Annotated in this window: 19 protein-coding genes; 14 read left to right on the plus strand and 5 right to left on the minus strand. The window is 67.3% G+C overall.

The window, feature by feature from the left end; all coding sequences use genetic code 11:
- Positions 1 to 27 precede the first annotated feature (27 nt).
- The 7 genes from AAHM44_RS03775 to AAHM44_RS03805 all read left to right on the plus strand — a co-directional run bounded on the left by AAHM44_RS03775 (position 28) and on the right by AAHM44_RS03805 (position 7077).
- Positions 28 to 909 (plus strand): IclR family transcriptional regulator, encoded by an 882-nt coding sequence (locus tag AAHM44_RS03775; protein ID WP_269576306.1) that lies wholly within the window; start codon positions 28 to 30, stop codon positions 907 to 909.
- A 214-nt stretch (positions 910 to 1123) separates the two neighbouring features.
- A complete protein-coding gene (locus AAHM44_RS03780) occupies positions 1124 to 2419 on the plus strand; it encodes an L-fuconate dehydratase (protein ID WP_342249073.1) in 1296 nt (431 codons plus the stop codon).
- 348 nt (positions 2420 to 2767) lie between these two features.
- Positions 2768 to 4051, plus strand: a complete 1284-nt coding sequence (gene fucP, locus AAHM44_RS03785; RefSeq protein WP_342249074.1) for an L-fucose:H+ symporter permease — start codon at positions 2768 to 2770, stop codon at positions 4049 to 4051.
- Positions 4048 to 4386 carry an L-rhamnose mutarotase gene (locus AAHM44_RS03790; protein WP_269576309.1) on the plus strand — a complete coding sequence of 113 codons (339 nt, stop codon included), beginning with the start codon at positions 4048 to 4050 and terminating at the stop codon, positions 4384 to 4386. Before fucP ends, AAHM44_RS03790 begins: the two co-directional genes overlap by 4 nt.
- Entirely contained in the window at positions 4383 to 5408 is a 1026-nt protein-coding gene (locus AAHM44_RS03795; RefSeq protein WP_269576310.1) for an aldo/keto reductase, read from the plus strand. Before AAHM44_RS03790 ends, AAHM44_RS03795 begins: the two co-directional genes overlap by 4 nt.
- Before the next feature lie 63 nt (positions 5409 to 5471).
- Positions 5472 to 6209 carry an SDR family oxidoreductase gene (locus AAHM44_RS03800; protein ID WP_342249075.1) on the plus strand — a complete coding sequence of 246 codons (738 nt, stop codon included), beginning with the start codon at positions 5472 to 5474 and terminating at the stop codon, positions 6207 to 6209.
- A 25-nt stretch (positions 6210 to 6234) separates the two neighbouring features.
- On the plus strand, positions 6235 to 7077 hold the full coding sequence (locus AAHM44_RS03805) for a fumarylacetoacetate hydrolase family protein (RefSeq protein ID WP_342249076.1): 843 nt from the start codon (positions 6235 to 6237) through the stop codon (positions 7075 to 7077).
- Positions 7078 to 7118: 41 nt separating this feature from the next.
- On the opposite strand, the gene AAHM44_RS03810 is transcribed toward AAHM44_RS03805, so the two are convergent.
- The 3 genes from AAHM44_RS03810 to cysK all read right to left on the minus strand — a co-directional run bounded on the left by AAHM44_RS03810 (position 7119) and on the right by cysK (position 11378).
- Positions 7119 to 9479 (minus strand): arylsulfatase, encoded by a 2361-nt coding sequence (locus AAHM44_RS03810; protein WP_342249077.1) that lies wholly within the window; start codon positions 9477 to 9479, stop codon positions 7119 to 7121.
- Between the two features lie 244 nt (positions 9480 to 9723).
- On the minus strand, positions 9724 to 10407 hold the full coding sequence (locus AAHM44_RS03815) for a DOPA 4,5-dioxygenase family protein (protein WP_269576314.1): 684 nt from the start codon (positions 10405 to 10407) through the stop codon (positions 9724 to 9726).
- Positions 10408 to 10421: 14 nt separating this feature from the next.
- On the minus strand, positions 10422 to 11378 hold the full coding sequence (cysK, locus tag AAHM44_RS03820) for a cysteine synthase A (RefSeq protein ID WP_269576315.1): 957 nt from the start codon (positions 11376 to 11378) through the stop codon (positions 10422 to 10424).
- 168 nt (positions 11379 to 11546) lie between these two features.
- On the opposite strand from cysK, the gene AAHM44_RS03825 reads away from it, so the two are divergent.
- Genes AAHM44_RS03825 through AAHM44_RS03850 form a run of 6 tightly spaced genes read left to right on the plus strand, consistent with a single transcriptional unit; the run spans position 11547 to position 18730 of the window.
- Positions 11547 to 13919, plus strand: coding sequence for a TonB-dependent receptor (locus AAHM44_RS03825; protein ID WP_342249078.1), 2373 nt, complete (start codon positions 11547 to 11549; stop codon positions 13917 to 13919).
- A gap of 2 nt (positions 13920 to 13921) precedes the next feature.
- Entirely contained in the window at positions 13922 to 15262 is a 1341-nt protein-coding gene (locus AAHM44_RS03830) for an LLM class flavin-dependent oxidoreductase (RefSeq protein ID WP_342249079.1), read from the plus strand.
- Positions 15263 to 15282: 20 nt separating this feature from the next.
- Positions 15283 to 16221: a TauD/TfdA dioxygenase family protein gene (locus AAHM44_RS03835; protein ID WP_342249080.1), complete on the plus strand. Its 939-nt coding sequence runs from the start codon at positions 15283 to 15285 to the stop codon at positions 16219 to 16221.
- Positions 16218 to 17195, plus strand: coding sequence for an aliphatic sulfonate ABC transporter substrate-binding protein (locus AAHM44_RS03840; protein ID WP_342249081.1), 978 nt, complete (start codon positions 16218 to 16220; stop codon positions 17193 to 17195). The genes AAHM44_RS03835 and AAHM44_RS03840 overlap by 4 nt, the downstream gene beginning before the upstream one ends.
- Positions 17192 to 17971, plus strand: coding sequence for an ABC transporter permease subunit (locus AAHM44_RS03845; RefSeq protein WP_269576320.1), 780 nt, complete (start codon positions 17192 to 17194; stop codon positions 17969 to 17971). Before AAHM44_RS03840 ends, AAHM44_RS03845 begins: the two co-directional genes overlap by 4 nt.
- Before the next feature lie 3 nt (positions 17972 to 17974).
- Entirely contained in the window at positions 17975 to 18730 is a 756-nt protein-coding gene (locus AAHM44_RS03850; RefSeq protein WP_342249082.1) for an ABC transporter ATP-binding protein, read from the plus strand.
- An 81-nt stretch (positions 18731 to 18811) separates the two neighbouring features.
- On the opposite strand, the gene AAHM44_RS03855 is transcribed toward AAHM44_RS03850, so the two are convergent.
- On the minus strand, positions 18812 to 20131 hold the full coding sequence (locus AAHM44_RS03855; RefSeq protein WP_342249083.1) for an NAD(P)/FAD-dependent oxidoreductase: 1320 nt from the start codon (positions 20129 to 20131) through the stop codon (positions 18812 to 18814).
- Positions 20132 to 20214: 83 nt separating this feature from the next.
- Between AAHM44_RS03855 and AAHM44_RS03860 the strand changes: the two genes are divergently transcribed.
- Positions 20215 to 20835: a TetR/AcrR family transcriptional regulator gene (locus tag AAHM44_RS03860; protein WP_269576323.1), complete on the plus strand. Its 621-nt coding sequence runs from the start codon at positions 20215 to 20217 to the stop codon at positions 20833 to 20835.
- Positions 20836 to 20843: 8 nt separating this feature from the next.
- Here the strand turns inward: AAHM44_RS03860 and AAHM44_RS03865 are convergent, their stop codons facing one another.
- Entirely contained in the window at positions 20844 to 22034 is a 1191-nt protein-coding gene (locus AAHM44_RS03865; protein ID WP_342249084.1) for a carbohydrate porin, read from the minus strand.
- Between the last annotated feature and the right edge of the window lie 39 nt (positions 22035 to 22073).

The following is a 22073-nucleotide window of genomic DNA, read 5'->3' on the forward strand; positions in this document are numbered from 1 at the left end:
CCGGTTTTGCTGCGCTAGCGTCGCCTGATGCCCCCAAAGCCCGCATCGCAGAACAAGCCGGCCAAGAAGCAGGCGAAGCCGGACGACAAGTCCGCCGCGCCCAACTACAGCGCGCCCGCCCTGGAGAAGGGCATCGACGTGATCGAGCTGCTCGGCAACGAGCCGTTCGGCTTGACCATCACCGAGATCGCGCAGCGGCTGGGCCGCTCGGTGAGCGAGCTCTTCCGCGTGGTGGTCGCGCTGGATCGCCGGGGATGGCTGCACAAGGATGCGACGAACGACCGCTACCGGGTGACCTACAAGCTGCTCGAGCTCGCGCACCGCGCGACGCCGGCGCAGGAGCTCACCTATGTCGCGGCGGCGCGCATGCACGCCCTGGCCGCGGAAACGATGCAATCCTGCCACCTCGCCGTCGTCAATGGCGACCGCGGCCTGATCGTCGCGCGCCAGGAGAGTTCCGGCCCCACCGGCTTCGCCGTTCGGCTGGGTACCGAGATCGTGCTGGAGACCAGCTGCTCGGGGCATGTGCTGCTGGCGTTCATGGACGAGGCCCGCCGGCTGGAAGTGCTGGGCGCGCCCCCTTCCCGCCAGCTCGCCGAGCGCCTGGCCGAGGTGCGCGCCCAGGGTTATGAATCGATCGAGAGCTCGCGGCTGGCGGGTGTGTCCGACCTGTCCTGCCCGATCTTCGGGTTCAGCGGCCAGGTGGTGGCGGCGCTCACCATCCCGTATCTGGCGGTGATCGACGACGCACCGCACCTGTCGCTCGAAGAAACGCTCGCGCTGCTGAAGGTCGCCGCCTTCGATATTTCGACCATCCTCGGCTGGTACGACCGCGAGGAAGCACCCGTGGTCCCCACCCTTTCCGTGCCCCAGCCGAAACGTCCACGCCGAAGCCGCAAGGCCAGCTAGCGGCGCCGCCGGCGACAAGCACCTCCCCGCACCGGCCCAACCCGATCGAGCGCGCTTGATCGGAACCGAAGACATGCGCGAAATGTGTCCATCGAACCGGATCAGATTTCATCTGGAAACAATATTTCCATATACAAAATACTGTCGGCGCAATATGGAAGGCCTCGTTTAGTGCCCGACACTTGCTTCCCCTGTCACAGAGAAAAAACCGCCAATGACCGTGATCACCGGCCTGCGCGTGCTGGATATCAGATTTCCCACCAGCCTCTCGCTGGACGGCTCGGATGCGATGAATCCGGATCCGGACTATTCGGCCGCCTATGTGATCCTGGAGACCGATACGCCGGGTCTCAGCGGGCATGGCCTTACCTTCACGATCGGGCGCGGCAACGAGGTCTGCGTCGCGGCGATCGAGGCGCTCCGCCCGCTGGTCGTCGGCCAGTCGCTCGACTCGATCCGCGCCGAGCCGGCTGCCTTCTGGCGCCACATCACCGGCGACAGCCAGTTGCGCTGGATCGGCCCCGACAAGGGCGCCATCCATCTCGCCACCGGCGCGATCGTGAATGCGGTGTGGGACCTCTGGGCAAAGGCCGATGGCAAGCCCGTGTGGCGCCTGGTCGCCGAGATGTCGGCGGCCGAACTCGTCCGCGCGATCGACTTCCGCTACATCACCGATTGCATCACGCCGGAAGAGGCGCTCGCCCTGCTCGAAGCACGCGCCGCCGGCAAGGAAGAGCGGATCGCCCTGCTCCGCGCCGAAGGCTATCCCTGCTACACGACCTCGGCCGGCTGGCTCGGCTATGACGACGACAAGCTGCGCCGCCTGGCCCAGGAAGCCGTCGATGCCGGCTTCCGCCACATCAAGCTCAAGGTCGGCATCGACCTGGAGGACGACAAGCGCCGCGTCGCCATCGCGCGCGAAGTGCTGGGCCCCGATCGCACGCTGATGATCGACGCCAACCAGGTGTGGGAAGTCGGCCAGGCGATCGACTGGGTCAACGCCCTCGCCTTCGCCAAACCCTTCTTCATCGAGGAGCCGACCAGCCCCGACGACGTGCTGGGCCATGCCAGCATCCGCGCCGGCATCGCGCCGGTGAAGGTCGCGACCGGCGAGATGTGCCAGAACCGCATCCTGTTCAAGCAGTTCATCATGGGCTCGGCAATCGACGTCGTGCAGATCGACGCCTGCCGCCTGGGCGGCGTCAACGAAGTGCTGGCGGTGCTGCTGATGGCCGCGAAATACGATCTGCCCGTCTGGCCGCATGCCGGCGGCGTCGGCCTGTGCGAATATGTCCAGCATCTCGCGATGATCGACTATCTCTGCTTCGCCGGCACGCGCGAGGGCCGGGTGATCGAATATGTCGACCATCTGCACGAGCATTTCCTCGATCCCTGCGTGATCCGCTCGGCGGCCTATATGCCGCCCGAACGGCCAGGCTTCTCGATCGAGATGAAGCCGGAAACGCTGACCCGCTATCAGCACCGTCCCGGCCGCGAGCAGGCAGCCTGAATGCGCGGCGGGGCCTCTGCTCCGCCCGACAGGGACATTGCGCGTGCGATCCTGCCCAGCAGGGCCGGCGGGCGGCGCGATTGGAAACGGCCCATCCGGGCGCAGCCCGGGCCCAATGGGACATTGCCGGGCTTGCGGACCGGACCCGTTGCGCTGCAACGTCTCTTCGCCCTGCCTCACTTCGACAGGATCGGGCCGACGCCGCAATCGCTTCGCGCGAGGACAGGAAATTTCAGGGAGAGGCCGCAATCACCGGGTCGACCTATTGTTTTTTCCTATGAACTTGTATTTTAAATACGCAATTATAAAAAAGTACATCCCGCACCGCCGGGGGGAGGAAATCCGAGAATGGCCAGTCGCGCCTCCGTTGCCGCACCGCCGATCGTCGAGCGCCGCTATGTGGTCGCCTTCGCGCTCGTAACGTCGCTCTTCTTCTCCTGGGCATTGGCGGCAGCGCTCAATGACGTGCTGATCCGGCAGTTCCAGAAGGCGCTGGACCTCACCCGCACCGAAGCGAGCCTGATCCAGTTCGCCTTCTATGTCGGCTATTTCTGCGCCGCGATCCCGGCCGGCCTGCTGATCCGGCGACTGGGATACAAGAACACGATCCTGATCGGCCTGGCCTGCTATGCCGGTGGCGCCTTCCTCTTCTATCCGGCAGCAGCGGCGGAACGCTACAGCCTGTTCCTGGTCGCGCTCTACGTGATCGCGATCGGCCTCGCCTTTCTGGAGACCGCATCGAACCCCTATGTGACGATCCTCGGCGCGCCCGAGACGGCCTCCTCCCGGCTGAACCTGGCGCAGTCCTTCTACGGCGTCGGCGCGATCCTGGGCCCGATCGTCGGCGGGCTGTTCATCTTCTCCTCGAACGAGCGGACCCAGGCGCAGATCCTGGCGATGACCCCGGCCGAGCGCGCCGCCTGGCGGTCCGCCGCGGCGACCGCGGTGCAGGGCCCCTATATCGCGATCGGCCTGGTGGTCTGCCTGATCGGCCTGCTCATCGCCTTCACCCGCTTCCCGGTCATCGCGCATGCCAAGGCGAGCGAGGGCCCGCGCCGCCCGATGTTCGCGGTGCTGCGCCACCGCTGGCTGCGCGCGGCCGTCATCGCGCAATTCCTCTATGTGGGGGCACAGGTCGGCGTGTGGAGCTTCTTCATCGACTTCACCAAGTCGCAGGCCCCGCAGCTTACCGAGCGCACGACGGCGTTCCTGCTTTCGGCCAGCCTGGCGATGCTGATGATCGGCCGGTTCAGCGGTGCCTTCCTGCAGCGGCGGATCGCCCCGGCGAAGCTGCTTGCCATCTATGCCGCGGCCGGCGCGCTGCTCTGCGGCTTCGCGGCGCTGGCATCGGGCATGCCGGCGGTGGGCGCGCTCTGGCTGACCAGCTTCTTCATGTCGATCATGTTCCCGACGATCTTCGCGCTTGGCGTCGAGGGGCTGGACGAGGAGACCGAGAGCGGTTCGGCCTTCCTGATCATGGCGATCATCGGCGGCGCGGTGTTCCCCCCGCTGATGGGGATCGTTTCCGAGCGGATCGGCGGCGTACACCACATGATGCTCGTGCCGATGCTTGCCTTTGCCGGCGTGCTGGCCTTTGCCGTGCTGCGGCTTCGCGAAGGACCTGCCAAGTGACACGTGCCCTGTTCGCCCTCGACCTGAAAGACGATCCCGACCTGATCGCCGCCTATGAGGCGCGCCACGCGCCCGGCGCGGTATGGCCCCAGGTGCTGCGCGACATCCGGCAGCGCGGCTTTAGCGAAATGGAGATTTGGCGCGTCGCCGATCGGCTGGTCATGCTGGCCGAGGTTCCGGCGGAGGGGCTCGCTCCGTCCGACCCCGCGCTCGAGACCGTCATCGCCGAGTGGGAATCCGCGATGGACGCCTATCAGCGCCCGATCGCGGCCGACGGCCCGAAATGGCTGCCGATGACGCGGATCTTCGCGCTCGACGAGCATCCCGACGCATGATCGCACGCCGCAAGATTCACCGTTCAGGCATCGAAGTCAGTGAAATCGGATTTGGCGCGGCGCCCCTCGGGAACCTGTACCAGCCGGTCAGCGATCTGGAGGCAAGGGCCACGCTGGAGCACGCGCTCGCAGCGGGCATGAACTATGTCGATACCGCTCCGCATTACGGCCACGGGCTGAGCGAGCGGCGCACCGGTGATGTGCTGCGCGGTCGGGAAGGCGTTGTGCTCTCGACCAAGGTGGGCAGGTTGCTCCGCGCGGACCCCACGCTCCGCGGCGATGCCGAGCGGCAGGGCTTTCGCTCGCCGCTGCCCTTCGAGCGGCATTTCGACTATAGCTATGACGGCGTCCTGCGTTCCCATGAGGACAGCCTGCAGCGGCTGGGCCTGGCCAGGATCGACCTTCTCTATGTCCATGACATCGGCGTGCGCACCCACGGCGCGGACAATGGGCGGTATTTCGATCAGCTGACCCAGGGCGGCGGCCTCAGGGCGCTGGAGCGATTGCGCGGCGAAGGCGCCATTGCCGGTTTCGGCGTAGGCGCGAACGAATGGCAGGTGGGCGTTGAGGTGCTGCGGCACGCGGACTGCGACGTCATGCTCCTCGCCGGCCGCTATACGCTGCTCGAGCAGGGTGCGCTGGAGCAGTTCCTGCCGCTCTGCCTCTCGCGGCAGGTCTCGGTCATCATCGGCGGCGCCTATAATTCGGGCATCCTCGCCACCGGCACCGCGCCGGGCCATGCGCCGCGCTACGACTATGGCGAGGCACCGGCCGATATCGTGGCGCGCGTCGCCCGGCTGGAAGCGCATTGCCGGGAATATCAGGTGCCGCTGGCTGCCGCCGCGCTCCAGTTCCCGCTTGCCCATCCCGCGGTGGCCAGCGTGCTGCTCGGCCTGGGCTCGCCCGAACAGGTCGAGGATACGATCCGGCTGCACGCCTTCGAGATCCCGGCGGAATTCTGGCACGGGCTCCGCGATGCGGGTCTGATCGCCCCGGACGCTCCCCTTCCGACGGATCGGTAGATGCGCATGACCTTTCTCGGTGCCGATGCGGCACGCGACCAACAGCCCTGACGGAGACATGAGATGACGAAAGCTGGCCGGCTGGCGGGCAAGACCGCGCTGGTGACCGCGGCGGCGCAGGGGATCGGGCGGGCGACCGCCGAGCTCTTCGCCGCGGAGGGCGCCACCGTATGGGCGACCGACATCAACCTGGACGGCCTGTCGGGCCTGGCCGGGTGCCAGGTGGCAAGGCTGGACGTGCGCGACGATGCCTCGATCGCCGAGGCGCTGGCGCTTTCCGGACCGCTGGACGTGCTGTTCAACTGCGCCGGCGCGGTGCCGGGCGGGACGATCCTCGATTGCTCGCCCGAGGACTGGTCGCTCGCCTATGACCTCAATCTCACCAGCATGTACCGGATCATCCGGGCGGCGCTGCCGGACATGATCGCGCGCGGCGGCGGGAGCATCGTCAACATGTCCTCGGTCGCCAGCTCGATCAAGGGCGTGCCCAATCGCTTCGCCTATGGGGTGACCAAGGCGGGCGTCATCGGCCTGACCAAGGCGGTGGCGGCGGATTTCGTCGGCCAGGGCATACGCTGCAACGCGATCTGCCCGGGCACGATCGAGACGCCGTCGCTGCACGAGCGCCTGCGCGCGACCGGCGACTATGAAGGCGCGCTCGCCGCCTTTGTCGCGCGCCAGCCGATGGGGCGGCTGGGCCAGGCATCGGAAGTCGCAGCCCTCGCCCTCTATCTCGCGTCCGACGACGCTGCATTCACGACCGGCCAAATCCATGTGATCGATGGCGGCTGGACCAACTGATCCCGCGATTGAAGGAGTTCCGTACATGAAATTGCTGCGCTTTGGCCCGAGCGGCGACGAGAAGCCCGGCCTGCTCGATCCCGACGGCAGGATCCGCGACCTGAGCGGGGTCGTCGCCGATATCGACGGCGGCACGATCACGCCGGAAAGCCTGGAGCGGCTTCGCGCGATCGACCCGGCAAGCCTGCCGCTGGTCGAGGGCGATCCGCGGCTCGGCGCCTGCGTCGCGCGACCGGGCAAGTTCATCTGCATCGGCCTCAACTATGCCGATCACGCCGCCGAGACCGGCGCCGCGATTCCGGACGAGCCGATCCTGTTCATGAAGGCGACGAGCGCGCTTTCCGGGCCCAATGATCCGATCGTGAAGCCGCGCGGATCGACCAAGCTCGATTGGGAAGTCGAGCTGGCCTTCGTCGTCGGCACCGAATGCCGCTATGTCGACGAGGCGCAGGCCGAAGCGGCGATCGCCGGCTATTTCGTCTGCAACGACGTCTCCGAGCGCGCCTTCCAGCTCGAGCGCGGCGGCACCTGGGACAAGGGCAAGGGCTGCGACAGCTTCGGCCCGATCGGCCCCTGGCTGGTGACCGCGGACGAGGTGGGCGACACGGGCGACCTGCACATGTGGCTCGAGGTCAACGGCAAGCGCTACCAGGACGGGTCGACTTCGACGATGATCTTCCGGCCGGCGTTCATCCTGTCCTATCTCAGCCGCTTCATGAGCCTCCAGCCGGGCGACATCGTCACCACCGGCACGCCGCCGGGCGTCGGGCTCGGGCAGAGCCCCAATGTGTGGCTCCACAAGGGCGACCGGATCGCGCTCGGGATCGCCGGCCTGGGCGAGCAGCACCAGGTGGTCATCGAAGCCTGATCGCAACAAGGCGGGGGCCGGCCGAACCGGCCCCCTGCCCGCTATTTCAGCAGCAGCCGCACTTCGCCGAGCGTCTGGGTGTAGCGCGCCTGCCCCGCCGGGTCGGCACTGACCAGCGAGCCGCGATCGAGGCCGATGTCGAAACCCTCGGAATAGGCACCGACGGCGGTCAGGAACTTGCCGATCGGCCCCGAGGCGACCTGCCTGCCGTTGAGGTAGAGCGTGGCCGTGCCCGGCACCGACGGGTTGAACAAGGTGCCCTTGGCAGTGGCCAGATCGGGCACATATTCATAGGCGACGGTAAGCGGCCCCGCAGGCAATGCCTCGCCCGCGACCACCGTCTGGTGGGACTGGCCATAGGCGTTGTTCTCGAACACCAGCCTGCCCTGCTTCACATAGAGCGCGAAGCCGCCAAGCCGGCCGCCTTCGGCGAGCAGCACGCCACTGCCGGTGGCGGCGTCCCCCTTGATATCCACCTCGAAACGATGCGCGCGACCCGAGAGGTCGGGAAGCGCGTTGCGCGGCAGCTGGCCTATGCCCGCCTGCCAAGCGAAGCGGGTAGCCGCCTTGTCGTAGAGGCCCGGCGCGCCGACCGGGGCCGGCAGCAGCGGGAAGACGCCGTTACGCAGCCCTTCCTTCTCGAACTCGGCCTTGAGCTCGGCAAGCTTCGCGGGTTCCTTGCCCGCCAGGTCGTTCGCTTCGCTGAAATCCTGATCGACATGGTACAGTTCCCAGCGATCCGTGGCGGGGTCGCTGGTGTAGACGCTGAGGCCGGACTCGATCAGCTTCCAGGGCAGATAGGGCCGGCGCGCCGCCGCCACCCAGCCGTCGCGATAGAGCGCACGGTTGCCGAATATCTCGAAATACTGCTCGCGATGCGCCTCGGGCGCCTTGGGATCCTTGAAGGTCGGGACGAGGCTGTGCCCCTCGAACGGAATCTGCTTCACGCCGTCCACGCTCTCCGGGAAGGCGATGCCGGCAGCGTCGAGGATGGTCGGCGCGATGTCGTTCACATGGCCGAACTGACCACGCACCGAGCCGGGCACATCGGTATGCCCCGGCCAGGACACGATCAGCGGGTTGCGGGTACCGCCGAAATGCGAGGCAACCTGCTTCATCCACTGGAACGGCGTGGTCGTCGCCCAGGCCCAGCCCGCGGCATAGTGATTGGCGACATCGGGGCCGCCGAACTTGTCGAGTTGCGCCAGCTGGGTCGCCGCGCTCGCCTGCCCCCCGGTGCCCGAGGCAGCCTCGTTGGCGATCGAACCGTCGAGCCCGCCTTCGGCGCTGCCGCCATTGTCGCCAACGATGTAGAAGATCAGCGTGTTCTGGCCGCCGGGGCGGCTGCGGATCTCATTGATCAGCCGGCCAACCTCGGCATCGGTATGCTCGACGAAGGCCGAATAGACTTCCATCTGGCGGGCGTAGAGCTTCTTCTGGTCCGGGCTCAGGCTATCCCAGGCGGGCAGTCCCTCGGGGCGCGGGGTGAGCTGCGCATTGGCAGGGATGACGCCGAGCCGCTTCTGCCGCGCGAAGGCCTCCTCGCGATACTTGTCCCAGCCGCCATCGAACCGCCCCTTGTTGCGGGCGATCCAGTCGGCCGGGGCATTGTGCGGCTGGTGCGCCGCGCCAGTGGCGAAATAGAGGAAATAGGGCTTGGCGGCGGCCAGCGCGTCATGCTCATCCACCCAGCGCAGCGCATGATCGACCAGGTCGCTGGTCAGGTGATAGCCGAGCCCAGCCTTTTGCGGCGATTCCACCGGTGTGGTGTTGTCATAGAGATGCGGCTCCCACTGATCGTCCTCGCCCGACATGAAGCCGTAGAAATGATCGAAGCCGAGCCCGGTCGGCCAGCGATCGAACGGCCCCGCGGACGAGATCTCCCACTGCGGCGTGTTGTGCCACTTGCCGACCGCGGCCGTGCTGTAGCCATTGTCATGCAGGATCCGCGCGATCGACGCGGTCTCCTTCTTCCAGATCGAGTTGTAGGCGGGGAAGCCGGCCGCGATGTCCTGCAGATTGCCGAAGCCGACCTGGTGCTGGTTGCGCCCGGTGAGCAACGCCGCCCGGGTGGGCGAGCAGATCGCCGTCGTGTTGAAGCGATTGTAGCGCACCCCGTCCCTGGCCAGCGCGTCGAGATTGGGCGTGCGGGCCAGGCCGCCAAAGGTCGAAGTCGCGCCGAAACCGACATCGTCGAGCAGGATCACCACGACATTGGGCGCGCCTTTCGGTGCCTCGGGACGCCGGGGAAAGGCCGGCACCGAGTCCGCCCGCTTAACCGCGATCCTGCCGGTGAATCCCTCGCTCCCGCCGGGCGCGGTCTGCGCCTCGGCCGCCAGCGGCGCGGCCAGGGAAACACTCGAAGCGGACAACAGCAACAGCGTGCGGCGGAATATGGTCATGAGCCCCTCCAGTCGGAATCGATGATACTCTACTTAATAAGTAGAGATACAGGAGATGAGCTTTAGGCCGCAAAAGCCGAACTTGCTTTTCAATTCATACTATATCGATAGGAGTTATCGCCGTGCCGATGAAGCCGGCAGCCGCTCTCGTCCGGTTTCATCGCTTCCCCGAGCGAGGTTCATTCCCCCCAAGCTCAGGTCTTGGCCGCGCCCCATCCCGCAGGGCGCGGCCACTTTTTTTCGTTCAGACCTCGGGACGGACGCTCGGCCGCGTGTTCGGGTAGATCTGCTCCACCTTCGGCTCACCGGGCCCGGACGCATGCATGCCGTATGCATTCACCGGCTGGGACCGGTTCACCCACAGCGCGTAGTGGAGATGGTCCGCGCGGGGATCCTCGGTGTTCGGATGCAGCAGGATCGTCAGGCCGAGGCTGTTGAGCTGCAACCAGGGGACGATCACCGGCAGCTGGTCGTTGGTGAAGCCGAAATAGAAGGACGGCGTGACATGCGGCCCGCGCGGCTCGAGGTTCCAGTTGCCGAGCTCGACGGAGAATCGCTCGGCCGCCCATTTGCGGATCAGCGCCGCCTTTTCGTAGCTGTCCTCGTCGAAATAGATGTGCGCGTGGTAGCTCTTGATGTCGGTATAGGCGCGCGGGCTAGATGGCAGCACGGCTTCGCCGGGGCGCACCGATTTCGGGCGGGGTGTCGCCTCCTTGTAGGTCTCATAGCCCCAGGGGCTACGCCCGGTGGCCTGCGGTGCGACGGGTATGGCCGGCGCGGGCGTGGTTTGCGCCTCCGCGCCTCGCGCAAGGCCGATTGCGGCCAGTGCCGCCGCGCCCCCTCCCAATAGCGCGCGACGCCCGGGCGACAGCAAATCGGCCCACATCTGGTCGTCGCGCTCGTTGAAGAAATCGGGATCGAGCGACATGGAAGCTTCTCCGGTCAATGGGCGCGGACGCCGGCCAGGGTGAATTCCGGCGCCGCTTCTTCCGGAAGGAAATCGGGCACCGAGAGATAGCGCTCGCCCGTGTCATAGGCGAAGCCGAGGATGTTCGCGCCGGGCAGCTCGGGCAGCTTGCGGGCAATCGCCGCAAGGGTCGCGCCGGAGCTAGGGCCGACGAGCAGCCCCTCCTCGCATGCCGCGCGGCGAGCAAAGCCGCGCGCTTCGTCGGCGCTGACCTGGATCACGCCATCGAGCATGTCGGCATGGAGATTGGCCGGGATGAACCCCGCACCGATGCCCTGGATCGGGTGCGGACCCGGCGCGCCGCCGGAAAGCACCGGCGAAAGTTCGGGCTCAACCGCGAAGACCTGAAGCGTCGGCCATTCCATCTTGAGCGTCTCCGCCAGCGCAGTGATGTGGCCGCCGGTGCCGACGCCGGTGATGATCGCGTCGATCGGATCGCTGCGGAAGTCCGCCAGTATCTCCTGGGCGGTAGTGCGGACATGCGCATCGATATTGGCCGGATTGTCGAATTGCTGCGGCATCCACGCGCCCGGCGTCGCGCGCACCAGCGCATGCGCCCGGTCGATCGCGCCAGCCATGCCCTGCGCGCGCGGGGTGAGATCGAAGCTGGCGCCATAGGCCAGCATCAGCCGGCGGCGCTCCACGCTCATGCTTTCGGGCATCACCAGGATCAGCCGGTAGCCCTTCACCGCCGCGACCAGCGCGAGCCCGATGCCCGTATTGCCGCTGGTCGGCTCGATGATCGTGCCGCCCGGACGAAGCAACCCCTTGCGCTCGGCTGTCTCGATCATCGCCAGCGCGATGCGGTCCTTGATCGACCCACCGGGATTCGATCGCTCGGCCTTGATCCAGACCTTCGCATCCGGGAACAGCCGCGACGCACGGATATGCGGCGTGTTGCCGATCGTCTCGAGAATGCTGCTCGCCCTCACGCGCGCCTCCCTCTTCTCAGGGCCGGATTTATATCCTACTAGATTGATGGATAATAAGCCAGCTCAGCGCGACGCGGTCCTGATAGTTTTAGCTCACCGCGGTGAAGCCGAACTCCGGTTGCCCCATTTAATCTCTACTAGAATGATAGAGATAAGGGAGGCACGAACATGCACAACAGGAAGATCCGGGTTCTCGCACTGGCCGCCACCGCTCTCACCCTGGTCGCTTCCGCGCCGGCCTGGGCTGCCGATGACGACAAACCAAAGCCCGTCGCGGCGACCGCCGACGATCCCGTCGCCGACGAGGAAGCGCAGCACGCCACCGGCCAGGAGATCCTGGTCACGGCGCGGCGGCGTGAGGAGAAGCTGCAGGACGTGCCCGTCGCGATCAGCGCGGTCTCGGGCAGCGAGCTGGCCGACCAGCATATCTACCGCGTCGGCGATTTCGCGGCGAAGCTGCCCAATTTCGCCGCTGTTCAGCAGAACACCCGCGTATCCGGCCTCTATGTCCGCGGGCTTGGCGGCAATGCCAGCAATGACGGCGCGGAATCGGGCGTCGGCCTGATCGTCGACAATGTGTTCTTCACCCATGTCGGCTTCAGCTGGCTCGATTTCGTCGACCTCGACCATGTCGAGCTGGTGCGCGGGCCGCAGGGCACGCTGCTCGGCAAGAACACCACGATCGGCGCGCTGATCGTCACGACCAAGCGGCCGAGCTTCACCCCCGAGCTCAATCTCGAGGCGGGCTATGGCAACCAGAACCACTTCCAGATCCGCGCCAACGCGACCGGCCCGCTGATCGGCGACACCCTGGCCTATCGCGCGACCTTCTATGTCGATCGCTCGGATGGCTGGGCGAAGAATGCCCAGGACGGCCAGAAATATCTCGATGTGAACCGCTGGGCGGCACGCGGGCAGCTGCTGTTCCAGAGCGGCCCGGTGACCAGCCGCCTGATCGGCGAGCATTACGAGACCAGCGAGTACAATAATTACTATCCCGGCTTCGCGGACGCGACGACCTTCGCCAATGGCGCGGTCCGCTCGGGCGCCTGGGAGAACAAGCTCAAATCGATCTTCGGCTACACGCCCAGCTACAGGATCGGCCAGAACGCCAATCTCAACACCCAGGAGCGGATCGACTCCCGGGTCAACGGCCTGTCGAACGAGCTGACGATCGACCTGGGCGGCCCCACCCTGACCGCAGTGAGCGCCTGGCGGCAGCTGCGCTTCCGCCCGCATAACGACAGCGACCTCTCGCCCTTCTCGATCCTGCGCGCCGGCTATGACGTAGATGTCGATCAATATTCGCAGGAGATCCGGATCGCCTCGGCCGCCGGCAATCCGATCGAATATCAGTTCGGCGGCTATTTCCTGCGCGAGGACCTGGTCAGCAACAACCGGTCGATCTTCCAGGCGGACTCGACGAAGTATTTCCTCACCGGGGCGCTGCCCGCCGCTGCTCTGCTCCCGGCCATCCTCGATGGCGTCGAGTATGACCAATATGGCAAGCTCCAGGTCACCAGCGGCGCGGCGTTCGGCCAGCTTACCTGGCATGCGAGCGACCGGCTGGCGTTGACCGGCGGCCTGCGCTTCACCCGCGAGAACAAGAAGGCGTCGAACACCGCGACCGTCTTTGGCGGTTCGGCGCTGCCGGCCACGCTCACCCCGGCGCGCACGGCGATCGTCAACGCGTTCGGCGGGATCTTCGCGGTTGCCGACGAGAAGACCACCAGCAGCTGGTCGTGGCTGGTCAATCCGTCGTTCAAGCTTTCCGACGACGTGCTGCTCTATGCCTCGGTCAGCTATGGCGAGAAGTCGGGCGCGGCCAATCTGGGCGCGACGCCGGGCAAGCCGGTGATCATCGATCCGGAGAAGTCGACCGCTTACGAAGCCGGCATCAAGACGACGCTGGCCGGCGGCAAGGCGACCTTCAACGTCAATTTCTACTGGAACGACATCAAGGACTTCCAGGCCACGCAATATGACCCGAACCGGGTCGCGCTCGGCTATTTCCTCGGCAATGCGGCGCGTGCCCGGCTGCGCGGCGTCGAGCTGGAAGCGTCGGCCAAGCTCGGCGGCGGGTTCAGCGCCTCGGCGAGCGGATCGTTCAACGACGCGACCTTCCGCTCCTACACCAACGCGCCGCCGCCGGTGGAGCTGAGCAATGTCGCGCCTTCGGTCAACCTGTCGGGCACGCGCATTCCGGGCTCGTCCAAGTGGAGCGGCCAGCTCAGCCTGAACTATGACAACAACGTCTCCGGGACGCTCGGCCTGTTCGGGTACCTCAACCAGACCTATCGCAGCGAGACCAACCTGCTGAGCGCCGTCTCCGTGTACGGCAGGCAGGAAGGCTATGGCCTCACCAATGCCGGCATCGGGATCCGTAGCGCCGACGGCCGCTATTCGCTGCAATTCTGGAGCCGCAACCTGTTCGACAAGCGCTATGCCGTCGGCATCGGCCAGGCGACCGCGATCACGCCGTTCATCAAGGTGCTCGGCGAGACGCGCACCTTCGGCACCACCGCGCGGGCGCGGTTCTGACCGTGGCGCGCGATCGGCAGATGCGGCTCGGCGCCTTCCTGATGGGGGTCGGCCATCACGCCGCGGCCTGGCTGCACCCGTCGGCCGATCCGCGCGCGCTCACCCGGCTCGGCCACTATGTGCATCAGGCACAGGTGGCCGAGGCAGCGAAGTTCGACGCGATCTTCTTCGCCGACAATGTCGCGATGCTGGGGCCGCCTTCCGAACTGGGGGCGCTGGCGGCCCTGCCCTATTATTTCGAGCCGCTGTCGCTGCTCGCCGCGCTCGCGCCGCAGACCGAGCGGATCGGCCTCGTCGCCACCGTCTCGGCGACGTATCTCCCGCCCTATCACCTCGCCCGGAAGTTCGCCTCGCTCGATCATCTGAGCGGCGGGCGAGCCGGGTGGAACTGCGTGACTTCGGGCTCGGACGCCGAGGCGCATAATTTCGGGCTCGATCACCAATATGAGCACGCCCATCGCTACGCCCGTGCCGGCGAATATGTCGATGTGGTCAAGGCGCTGTGGAACAGCTGGGACGAAGGCGCGCTGATCGCGGACCAGCAGGCGCGGCGCTTCTACGACCCCGCCCGCATCCACCGGATCGACCATGGGGGCCAGTTCTTCAAGGTCGCCGGGCCGCTCCAGCTCGACCGCACGCCGCAGGGCCATCCGGTGATCGTGCAGGCGGGCTCGTCCGACGACGGGATTGCACTCGCCGCCGCCACTGCCGAGCTGGTCTTCACCGCCCAGCAATCGCGGGAGGACGCCATCGCCTTCCGCACCCGGCTGCGCGCCGCTGCTTCGGCGAACGGCCGCGACCCGGACGAGCTGCTGGTGCTGCCGGGGATCATGCCCTTCGTCGCCGAGACACGGGAAAAAGCCCAGCAGCTGCACGACGAACTGCTCGCGCTGGTCGATCCGCGGCTCGGCATCGGCTTCGTCTCCGGGCTGATGGGCACCGACCTGTCGCAATATCCGCTCGACGGCCCGCTGCCCGAGCCTGCCTCCACCCAGGGCTGGCAGAGCCGCCAGAAGCTGCTGGTCGATACCGCGCGGGCCGAGGGTCTGAGCATCCGCCAGCTCATCGCCCGGATCATCACCGCGCGCGGGCACAAGACAGTGGTCGGCACACCCGGCGAGACCGCCGACCTGCTCGAGGACTGGTTCACCGCGGGCGCGGCGGACGGCTTCAACATCATGCCGCCGATCCTGCCACAGGGGCTGGAGGCGTTCGCGGAACTGGTCGTGCCCGAGCTGCAGCGCCGCGGACTGTTCCGCACCGAATATGCGGGCCGGACGCTGCGCGACCATCTGGGCCTGCCCCTTCCCCAAACCCCGGCGCTGGCCGCCGCTGCCGAGTAACCCAACGAAGGAGAGCTGCCATGACCGTCTCTACCCGCAGTGCCTATCTGAACACGCCCGACCCCCAGATCCCGCTCGACGTAGTGCCTGTCGGCGGGCGCATCGGCGCTGAAGTGCGCGGGGTCGCGCTCTCCGCCGATCTCCCGCCCGAAACACTGGCGGCGATCCGCGCCGCGCTGGTGCGCCATAAGGTGCTGTTCTTCCGCGGCCAGCATCATCTCGACGATGCCGGGCAGGAAGCGTTCGGCCAGACATTCGGCACGCCGTTCGAGCACCCGACCGTGCCGTCGTGCGGCAATTTCCTGTTCGAGCTGGACTCGCACCACGGCGCCCGCGCCAATCACTGGCACACCGACATCACTTTCGTGCCGGCCTATCCCTTCGCCTCGATCCTGCGCGGCGTGACGATCCCGCCGGCGGGCGGCGACACGGTCTGGGCCAATACCGTCGCCGCCTATCAGGACCTGCCCGAGCCACTGCGCGAGCTGGCTGACGGGCTGCGCGCGATCCACACCAATGCCTATGACTATGCCGCCGAGCGCCCCGACGCGACCGAGGAGCAGCGTAAGCGCTTCGCCGCCGTGTTCGCGCGGGTGGTGTACGAGACTGAGCATCCCGTGGTGCGCGTCCATCCCGAGAGCGGCGAGCGGACGCTCCTGCTCGGCGGTTTCGTCAAACAGTTCGTCGGACTGCCGCAGGCGGACTCCAAGGCGCTCTACGATCGGCTGCAAAGCTATGTGACCCGGCTCGAGAACAGCGTGCGCTGGCGCTGGCGCGAAGGCGATGTGGCGATCTGGGACAATCGCGCCACCCAGCATTATGCGATCGACGATTATGGCGACCAGCACCGCGTCGTCCGCCGTGTGACGCTGGCGGGCGATGTGCCGGTCGGCGTCGATGGCCAGTCGAGCCGCGCGATCCTGCCCGCGCCCGAGGCGCTGCTGGAGGCAGCGGAATGATCTCGCGCCGCCAGTCGCTCGTCCTGCTCGGCGGCACTGCCGCCGGGCTGGCCCTTGCCGGCTGCGGCCGCAAGGCCGGCCCCGAGCGCAAGGACGTGATCTTCGCCACCCAGAAGAACGGCGTGCCCTTCCTCGCAGAGACGCGGGGCGAGTTCGCCAAGCGGCTGGATAAGCGCGGGATAGCGCCGGTGAAGTGGGTCGAGTTCGCCTCGGGCCCGCCGCTGATCGAGGCGATCCGCGCCGGTGCCGTCGATATCGGCCTGGTCGGTGACACTCCGGTCGCCTACGCCCAGGCGGCGGGAACCGACCTCAACTTCGTTGCCGCGCAGAGCTTCCCCGGCCTGGTCGGCAGCGGGTTGCTGGTGCCGGCCAAGTCGAGCGTAACGAACCTCGCCCAGCTCAAGGGCAGGCGCGTGGCCTATACCAAGGGCTCCGCCGCCGAGTTCGCGCTGGCAGCGGGGCTCAAGCAGGTCGGGCTGGGCCTCAAGGACATCCAGACGGCCAGCCTCGCCCCCGGCGACGCGCAGACCGCGCTCGCCAATGGGTCGGTCGATGGCTGGGTGGTGTGGGATCCGTATTTCACGCTCGCCCAGATCCGCGGCGGCGCCCGTGAAGTGCCGTTGCCGGCCTCCGGGCTCAACACCACCGCCTTCTATATCGCCTCGGGCGATTTCACCCGGAACCGCACCGATGTGCTGCGCGCCACGCTCGACGAGCTGCGCGCGGAGGCCGCCTGGGGCAATGCCAACCGCAACTTCTATCGCGACCAGGTCGCCAAGGCGACGCGGCTGCCACCGCAGGTGCTCGACGGCATGCTGACACGCTACAAGGACTTCCTGTTCCGCGTCGATCCGGTGACCCCGGAGGTGATCGAGAACCAGCAAAAGGTCTCGGACTATCTGTTCGACGCCGGGGTGCTGCCCAAGCGGGTCGATGCCTCCAAGGCGGCCTGGACCGGCTGGAAGCCGGCATGACCCGGGGCGCCGGCTGGAAGGAAAGCCCGCTCGTCCCGGCGATCGTGCCGGTGGGACTACTCGTCGTCTGGCAGCTCGCCTCGACCACGGGACTGCTGCCCTCGCAGATCCTGCCGGCGCCGACGGCCGTGGTGAAGGCAGCGGCCGAGCTGACCGCCGACGGTGAGCTGATCCACCATCTTGCCGTGAGCACCGCCCGGGCATTGACCGGATTGGTGGTGGGCGGATCGATCAGCTTCGTGCTCGGGCTGGTCTGCGGGCTGTCGCCCTTCGCGCGGAGGCTGCTCGACCCGACCTTGCAGATGGTGCGGACGATCCCGCACCTCGCGCTGCTGCCGCTGGTCATCCTGTGGTTCGGCATCGGCGAGCAGGCCAAGATCCTGCTCGTCGCCTGGGGCATCTTCTTCCCCATCTACCTGAACACCTATCACGGCGTGGTCTCGGTCGATCCCCAGCTGATCGAGATGGGCCGGGTCTATGGGATGAAGCGCTGGGAGCTGTTCCGCCGGATCATCTTCCCGGGCGCCCTTCCCTCGATCCTGGTGGGCCTGCGCTTCGGCCTGGGCATCATGTGGCTGACCCTGATCGTCGCCGAGACGATCGCCGCCAATTCGGGCATCGGCTACATGGCGACGCAGGCCCGCGAGTTCAGCCAGACCGACATCATCGTGCTGGCGATCTTCGTCTATGCCGGCCTCGGCAAGCTCGCCGACAGCCTGACCCGCGCGCTGGAGCAGCGCCTGCTCCGCTGGAACCCCGCCTACGCAAGGGCCTGAGCCATGAACCTTCCCGCACTTCGTCTCGTCGAACAGGCTGACCGCCCGGTCAGCGGCGCGCCGGTGGCCGTCCGCGAGCTCTCCGTCGCCTTTGGGCAGAACCAGGTGCTCGACCGGCTGAGCCTGCATATCGAACCCGGCGAATTCGTCGCGATCGTCGGCCGATCGGGCTGCGGCAAGAGCACCCTGCTGCGCGCGGTCATGGGGCTGATCCAGCCGGGCGGCGGCGGTATCGAGGTCGATCTCGCCGCGGCACGGCTGGTTTTCCAGGAGCCACGGCTACTGCCCTGGGCGAGCGTGCGCGAGAATGTCGCGATAGGCGCGCCGACCGGGCTCGATGCCGCCGAGCGCGACCGGCTGGTCGATGCCCGGCTTGCCGAAGTCGGACTGGCCGACAAGGCCGAGCAATGGCCCGCCGCGCTCTCCGGCGGCCAGCGTCAGCGGGTTGCGCTTGCCCGCGCGCTGATCAGCCAGCCGCGCCTGCTCGCGCTCGACGAGCCGCTCGGCGCGCTCGACGCGCTTACCCGCATCGAGATGCAGGCACTGGTCGAGACCGTGTGGGCGAGCGAAGGCTTTTCGGCGCTGCTCGTCACCCATGACGTGGCCGAGGCGGTAGCGCTGGCCGACCGGGTCGTGGTGATGGAAGCGGGCAGGATCGCGCTCGACCTGCCGATCGCCGTGCCCCGCCCACGCCGCCACGGCGATGCTGAGCTGGCGGCGCTGGAAGGGCTGATCCTCGACCGGCTGCTCGGGCGCTGATTACCTACACCGTTCCGGCGGCGATCCGCGAAAGTACACGAAGTACAGGCCAAGGACGGTTTTGCGCCCCGAGCCGAGTTCTCAGTGCAGCTTGAGCCTGGGGCGAACGAACCTGTTGATATAGCTTACTAAAATCAGGATCGTACCGCGGATCCTGCCATGCACCGCCAGCAGGTGCATGCGGTAGAGCGACATATAGACGAACCTCGCCAGCCGTCCTTCAACTGCCATGCGTCCGCCGACCAGCCGGCCCATCAGCGATCCCACGGTGGAGAAGCGGCTGAGCGATACCAGCGAACCGTGATCGCGGTAGACAAAGGTCTTGAGCGGCATGCCGGCCATCAGGCGGGAAAGATTGGCGAAGGCGGTGTCCGCCATCTGGTGTGCCGCCTGCGCGCGCGGCGGGATCGGGCGATCGCTGCCGGCGGGCGTATAGGAGGCGCAGTCGCCGATCGCGAAGATGCGCTCGTCGTCCAGGCTCTGCAGCGTCGGCCGCACGATGACCTGGTCGCCGCGCGACAGCCGCAGCCCGTCCAGCCCCTCGCGGATCGGCGCCGCCTTCACCCCGGCGGCCCAGAGCTGGAGATCGGCGGGCACGAAAATGCCCCCACGAGTCTCCATGCCGAGCGGCGTCGAGGCGGTTACGGCGACGCCAGTCATCACCTTGACGCCGAGCACCTCCAGCTCCTCGCGCGCGGCATCGGCCAGACGCTCGGGCAATGCCGGCAGGATGCGTGGCCCAGCCTCGAGCAGGGTCACATCCAGCCGCTTCCGGTCGAACACCTCGAGCCCGTAATAGCTGAGGCCGTCGGCTGCGTTGTAGAGTTCGGCCGCCAGCTCGACGCCGGTGGCGCCGCCGCCGACAATCGCGATGCGCACGCGCGCATCCGATGCCGGATCCTCGGACATGGCGCGCGACACGCGCAGGCAATGATCGAGCAGCTGGTCGCGGAAGCTGTCCGCCTGGGCCTGGCTGTCGAGGAACAGGCAGTTCTCGGCGACGCCCGGCGTGCCGAAGTCATTGGTGACAGAGCCATAGGCCAGCACCAGATAGTCATAGCGCACCGTATGCGCACCGATCACTTCGCGCCCCTTGGGATCGAGCACGGGCGCGAGATGGACGCGGCGCGCGGTGCGATCGATCCGCTCCAGCGTGCCATAGTGATAGCGATAGCCCCAGCGATGGCAGTGGCTGCGATAGCCCACCTCGTCGAGGCTGGCATCGAGCGAGCCCGCCGCCACCTCGTGCAGCAGCGGCTTCCAGATATGGGTGCGGTTTCGATCGATCAGGATGATGTCGTGCCGCTTGCGGCCGTAGCGGCTGCCGAGCTTGCGCGCGAGTTCAAGGCCGGCGGCACCGCCGCCGACGATCACGATCTGGATCTTCCTGTCGCTTGTCATGCTCGCTCCGCGGTCTGGGTCGTTCGAGTCACATCCGGCGCGTTGCACGTTGCAATGCCTCGCCGCGGATCGCAAAACAGGATGTGGCCGACGACAATTTCACTGAACGCAATCGCCAGGAGATCATCGCGATCGCCACGCGGCATTTCGCCGACAAGGGCTTTGCCGGCGCGCGGGTCGACGAGATCGCCGCGGCCACGGCCACCTCGAAGCGGATGATCTACTATCATTTCGGCAGCAAGGACGGACTGTACCGCGCGGTGCTGACCGAAGCCTATCGCGGCTTCCGCTCGGCCGAGCTCGACACCGGGCTCGACGCGCTGCCGGCGATCGAGGCGCTGGCCCGACTGACCGGGCACAGCTTCGATTTCCACTTCCTCCATCCCGAGCTGGTGCGGCTGGTGATGGACGAGAACATGCGGCGCGGGCCGCATGTCGGCGGGATCTCGGAAGGGCGCAACGAAGTGGTGCTGCCGCGTACCCGGGCGCTGCTCGATCGCGGCGTGGCCGAGGGGAGCTTCCGTGCCGGCATCGACGCCGCCGACCTGCACATGACGATCAGCGCGCTCGCCTTCTACTTCGTTGCCAATCGCTACACTTTCGGCACGATCTTCGGCGCGGACATGGAGAGCAAGGCGGCCGTCGCGCAGCGGCGCGAACAGGTGATCGACACTGTCCTGCGCTATTGCCGCGCGGATCGCTGACGCCTGCATCAGAACTGGACCTTGACCTGGCTGCCGAACGCCAGCGCGTTGCGGGTGCGGCGGAAGGCGAAGGTGCCCGGATCGAGGATATACTGGACGTCCGGCCGGATGCTGAGCCAGCGGCGCAGCTGGATGCCGTAGCTCAGCTCGATCGCGGTCTCGCCGGCCGGCAGCGAGACGAAGCCGTCGGGCACGGCCTGGGACGCCTCGTGCAGGTCGCGCAGCCGCGGATTGACCCGCGCCTGGATGATGCCGAGCGCGATCGTATCGGCATCGCGGCTGGCGAAGGTGCCGGTCTTGACCAGGCCGGCAGCGAACCACCGGGTGATCGGCGCCGATGCCCGGGGATTGGCGGCGAACTGCCCGAAGACGGAGAGCCCCCTGCCCCCGCTGCCGCGCACCACCATCTGGTCGGCCAGGATATAGGCGCCGTAGCGGCCGGTAACGCTGCCCGGGCGGCCCTGCCGCGCCACCGTCGAGCTGTCATAGTAGAAGCCGAGCTTGTAGTGGCCCGGCAGCACGCGACTGTCCTTGCCGATGCCCGGATCATATTCGACTTCGATCGGCACCAGCACGCCCGTCGAGCCGCCGGCGAAGGGACGGAAGGCATTATGCTGGTCGTTGAGGCGAGGATTGACCTGGAAGAGGCCGGTGCGCAGCGTCACATCCGGGCGCAGCCGATAGCGCAGCGCGGCGCCCCAGCGGGCATTGGGGTAATTGTACCAGCCGGTGTCGCCCGAAAAGGCCAGCGGGTGCGCGCAGAAGGCGGCGTTCACCAGGTTGCAGCCGATCGCCATGCCGCCCAGGTCGTTGCCCATCGCGAAATAGCCGACGCGCAGGTTCAGCCGGCCGCTATCGAAATTCTGCTCGATGCTGAATTCGGTGAGCTTGGTGAAGTTGCCGCCCGCCGCTTCCTGGATCGGCAGCCGGTTGCCGACGATGTCCGACGAGACGCCGACGCCGCGCCGGTCGTTGAGCGTGAGATGGAAGAGCGCGCCCGACCAGCCGATCGTCCTGTCGAGATCGACATCGACGCCGGCGCGCAGCTGCTGGGTATAGCCGGTGCCGCGCTTCAGGCCGCCATCGACGGCGGCGAAGGTCTCGGAGACATAATCGGCGCGGACGCTGATCCCCGCCTCGCGCAGGTCGCTGCGCGCACCGCCCCAATCGCCGGTGAGCGTCTCCCGATCCGGGGACAACAGGCCCGGCTCGGCCGGCGCAGACGCTTCCGCTTGGGC

The organism is Sphingomonas sp. OTU376 (genome assembly GCF_038440415.1).
GTDB classification, from domain to species: domain Bacteria; phylum Pseudomonadota; class Alphaproteobacteria; order Sphingomonadales; family Sphingomonadaceae; genus Sphingomonas; species Sphingomonas kyeonggiensis_A.

What these genes read in the sequence shown, in the direction of transcription:
- AAHM44_RS03775 (WP_269576306.1), top strand. Translation starts at nt 28, where the DNA reads ATGCCCCCAAAGCCCGCATCGCAGAACAAGCCGGCCAAGAAGCAGGCG.
- AAHM44_RS03835 (WP_342249080.1), top strand. Translation starts at nt 15,283, where the DNA reads ATGACCGTCTCTACCCGCAGTGCCTATCTGAACACGCCCGACCCCCAG.
- AAHM44_RS03780 (WP_342249073.1), top strand. Translation starts at nt 1,124, where the DNA reads ATGACCGTGATCACCGGCCTGCGCGTGCTGGATATCAGATTTCCCACC.
- AAHM44_RS03810 (WP_342249077.1), bottom strand. Translation starts at nt 9,479, where the DNA reads ATGACCATATTCCGCCGCACGCTGTTGCTGTTGTCCGCTTCGAGTGTT.
- AAHM44_RS03855 (WP_342249083.1), bottom strand. Translation starts at nt 20,131, where the DNA reads ATGACAAGCGACAGGAAGATCCAGATCGTGATCGTCGGCGGCGGTGCC.
- AAHM44_RS03795 (WP_269576310.1), top strand. Translation starts at nt 4,383, where the DNA reads ATGATCGCACGCCGCAAGATTCACCGTTCAGGCATCGAAGTCAGTGAA.
- AAHM44_RS03800 (WP_342249075.1), top strand. Translation starts at nt 5,472, where the DNA reads ATGACGAAAGCTGGCCGGCTGGCGGGCAAGACCGCGCTGGTGACCGCG.
- AAHM44_RS03815 (WP_269576314.1), bottom strand. Translation starts at nt 10,407, where the DNA reads ATGTCGCTCGATCCCGATTTCTTCAACGAGCGCGACGACCAGATGTGG.
- AAHM44_RS03840 (WP_342249081.1), top strand. Translation starts at nt 16,218, where the DNA reads ATGATCTCGCGCCGCCAGTCGCTCGTCCTGCTCGGCGGCACTGCCGCC.
- AAHM44_RS03805 (WP_342249076.1), top strand. Translation starts at nt 6,235, where the DNA reads ATGAAATTGCTGCGCTTTGGCCCGAGCGGCGACGAGAAGCCCGGCCTG.
- AAHM44_RS03845 (WP_269576320.1), top strand. Translation starts at nt 17,192, where the DNA reads ATGACCCGGGGCGCCGGCTGGAAGGAAAGCCCGCTCGTCCCGGCGATC.
- AAHM44_RS03825 (WP_342249078.1), top strand. Translation starts at nt 11,547, where the DNA reads ATGCACAACAGGAAGATCCGGGTTCTCGCACTGGCCGCCACCGCTCTC.
- AAHM44_RS03850 (WP_342249082.1), top strand. Translation starts at nt 17,975, where the DNA reads ATGAACCTTCCCGCACTTCGTCTCGTCGAACAGGCTGACCGCCCGGTC.
- fucP (WP_342249074.1), top strand. Translation starts at nt 2,768, where the DNA reads ATGGCCAGTCGCGCCTCCGTTGCCGCACCGCCGATCGTCGAGCGCCGC.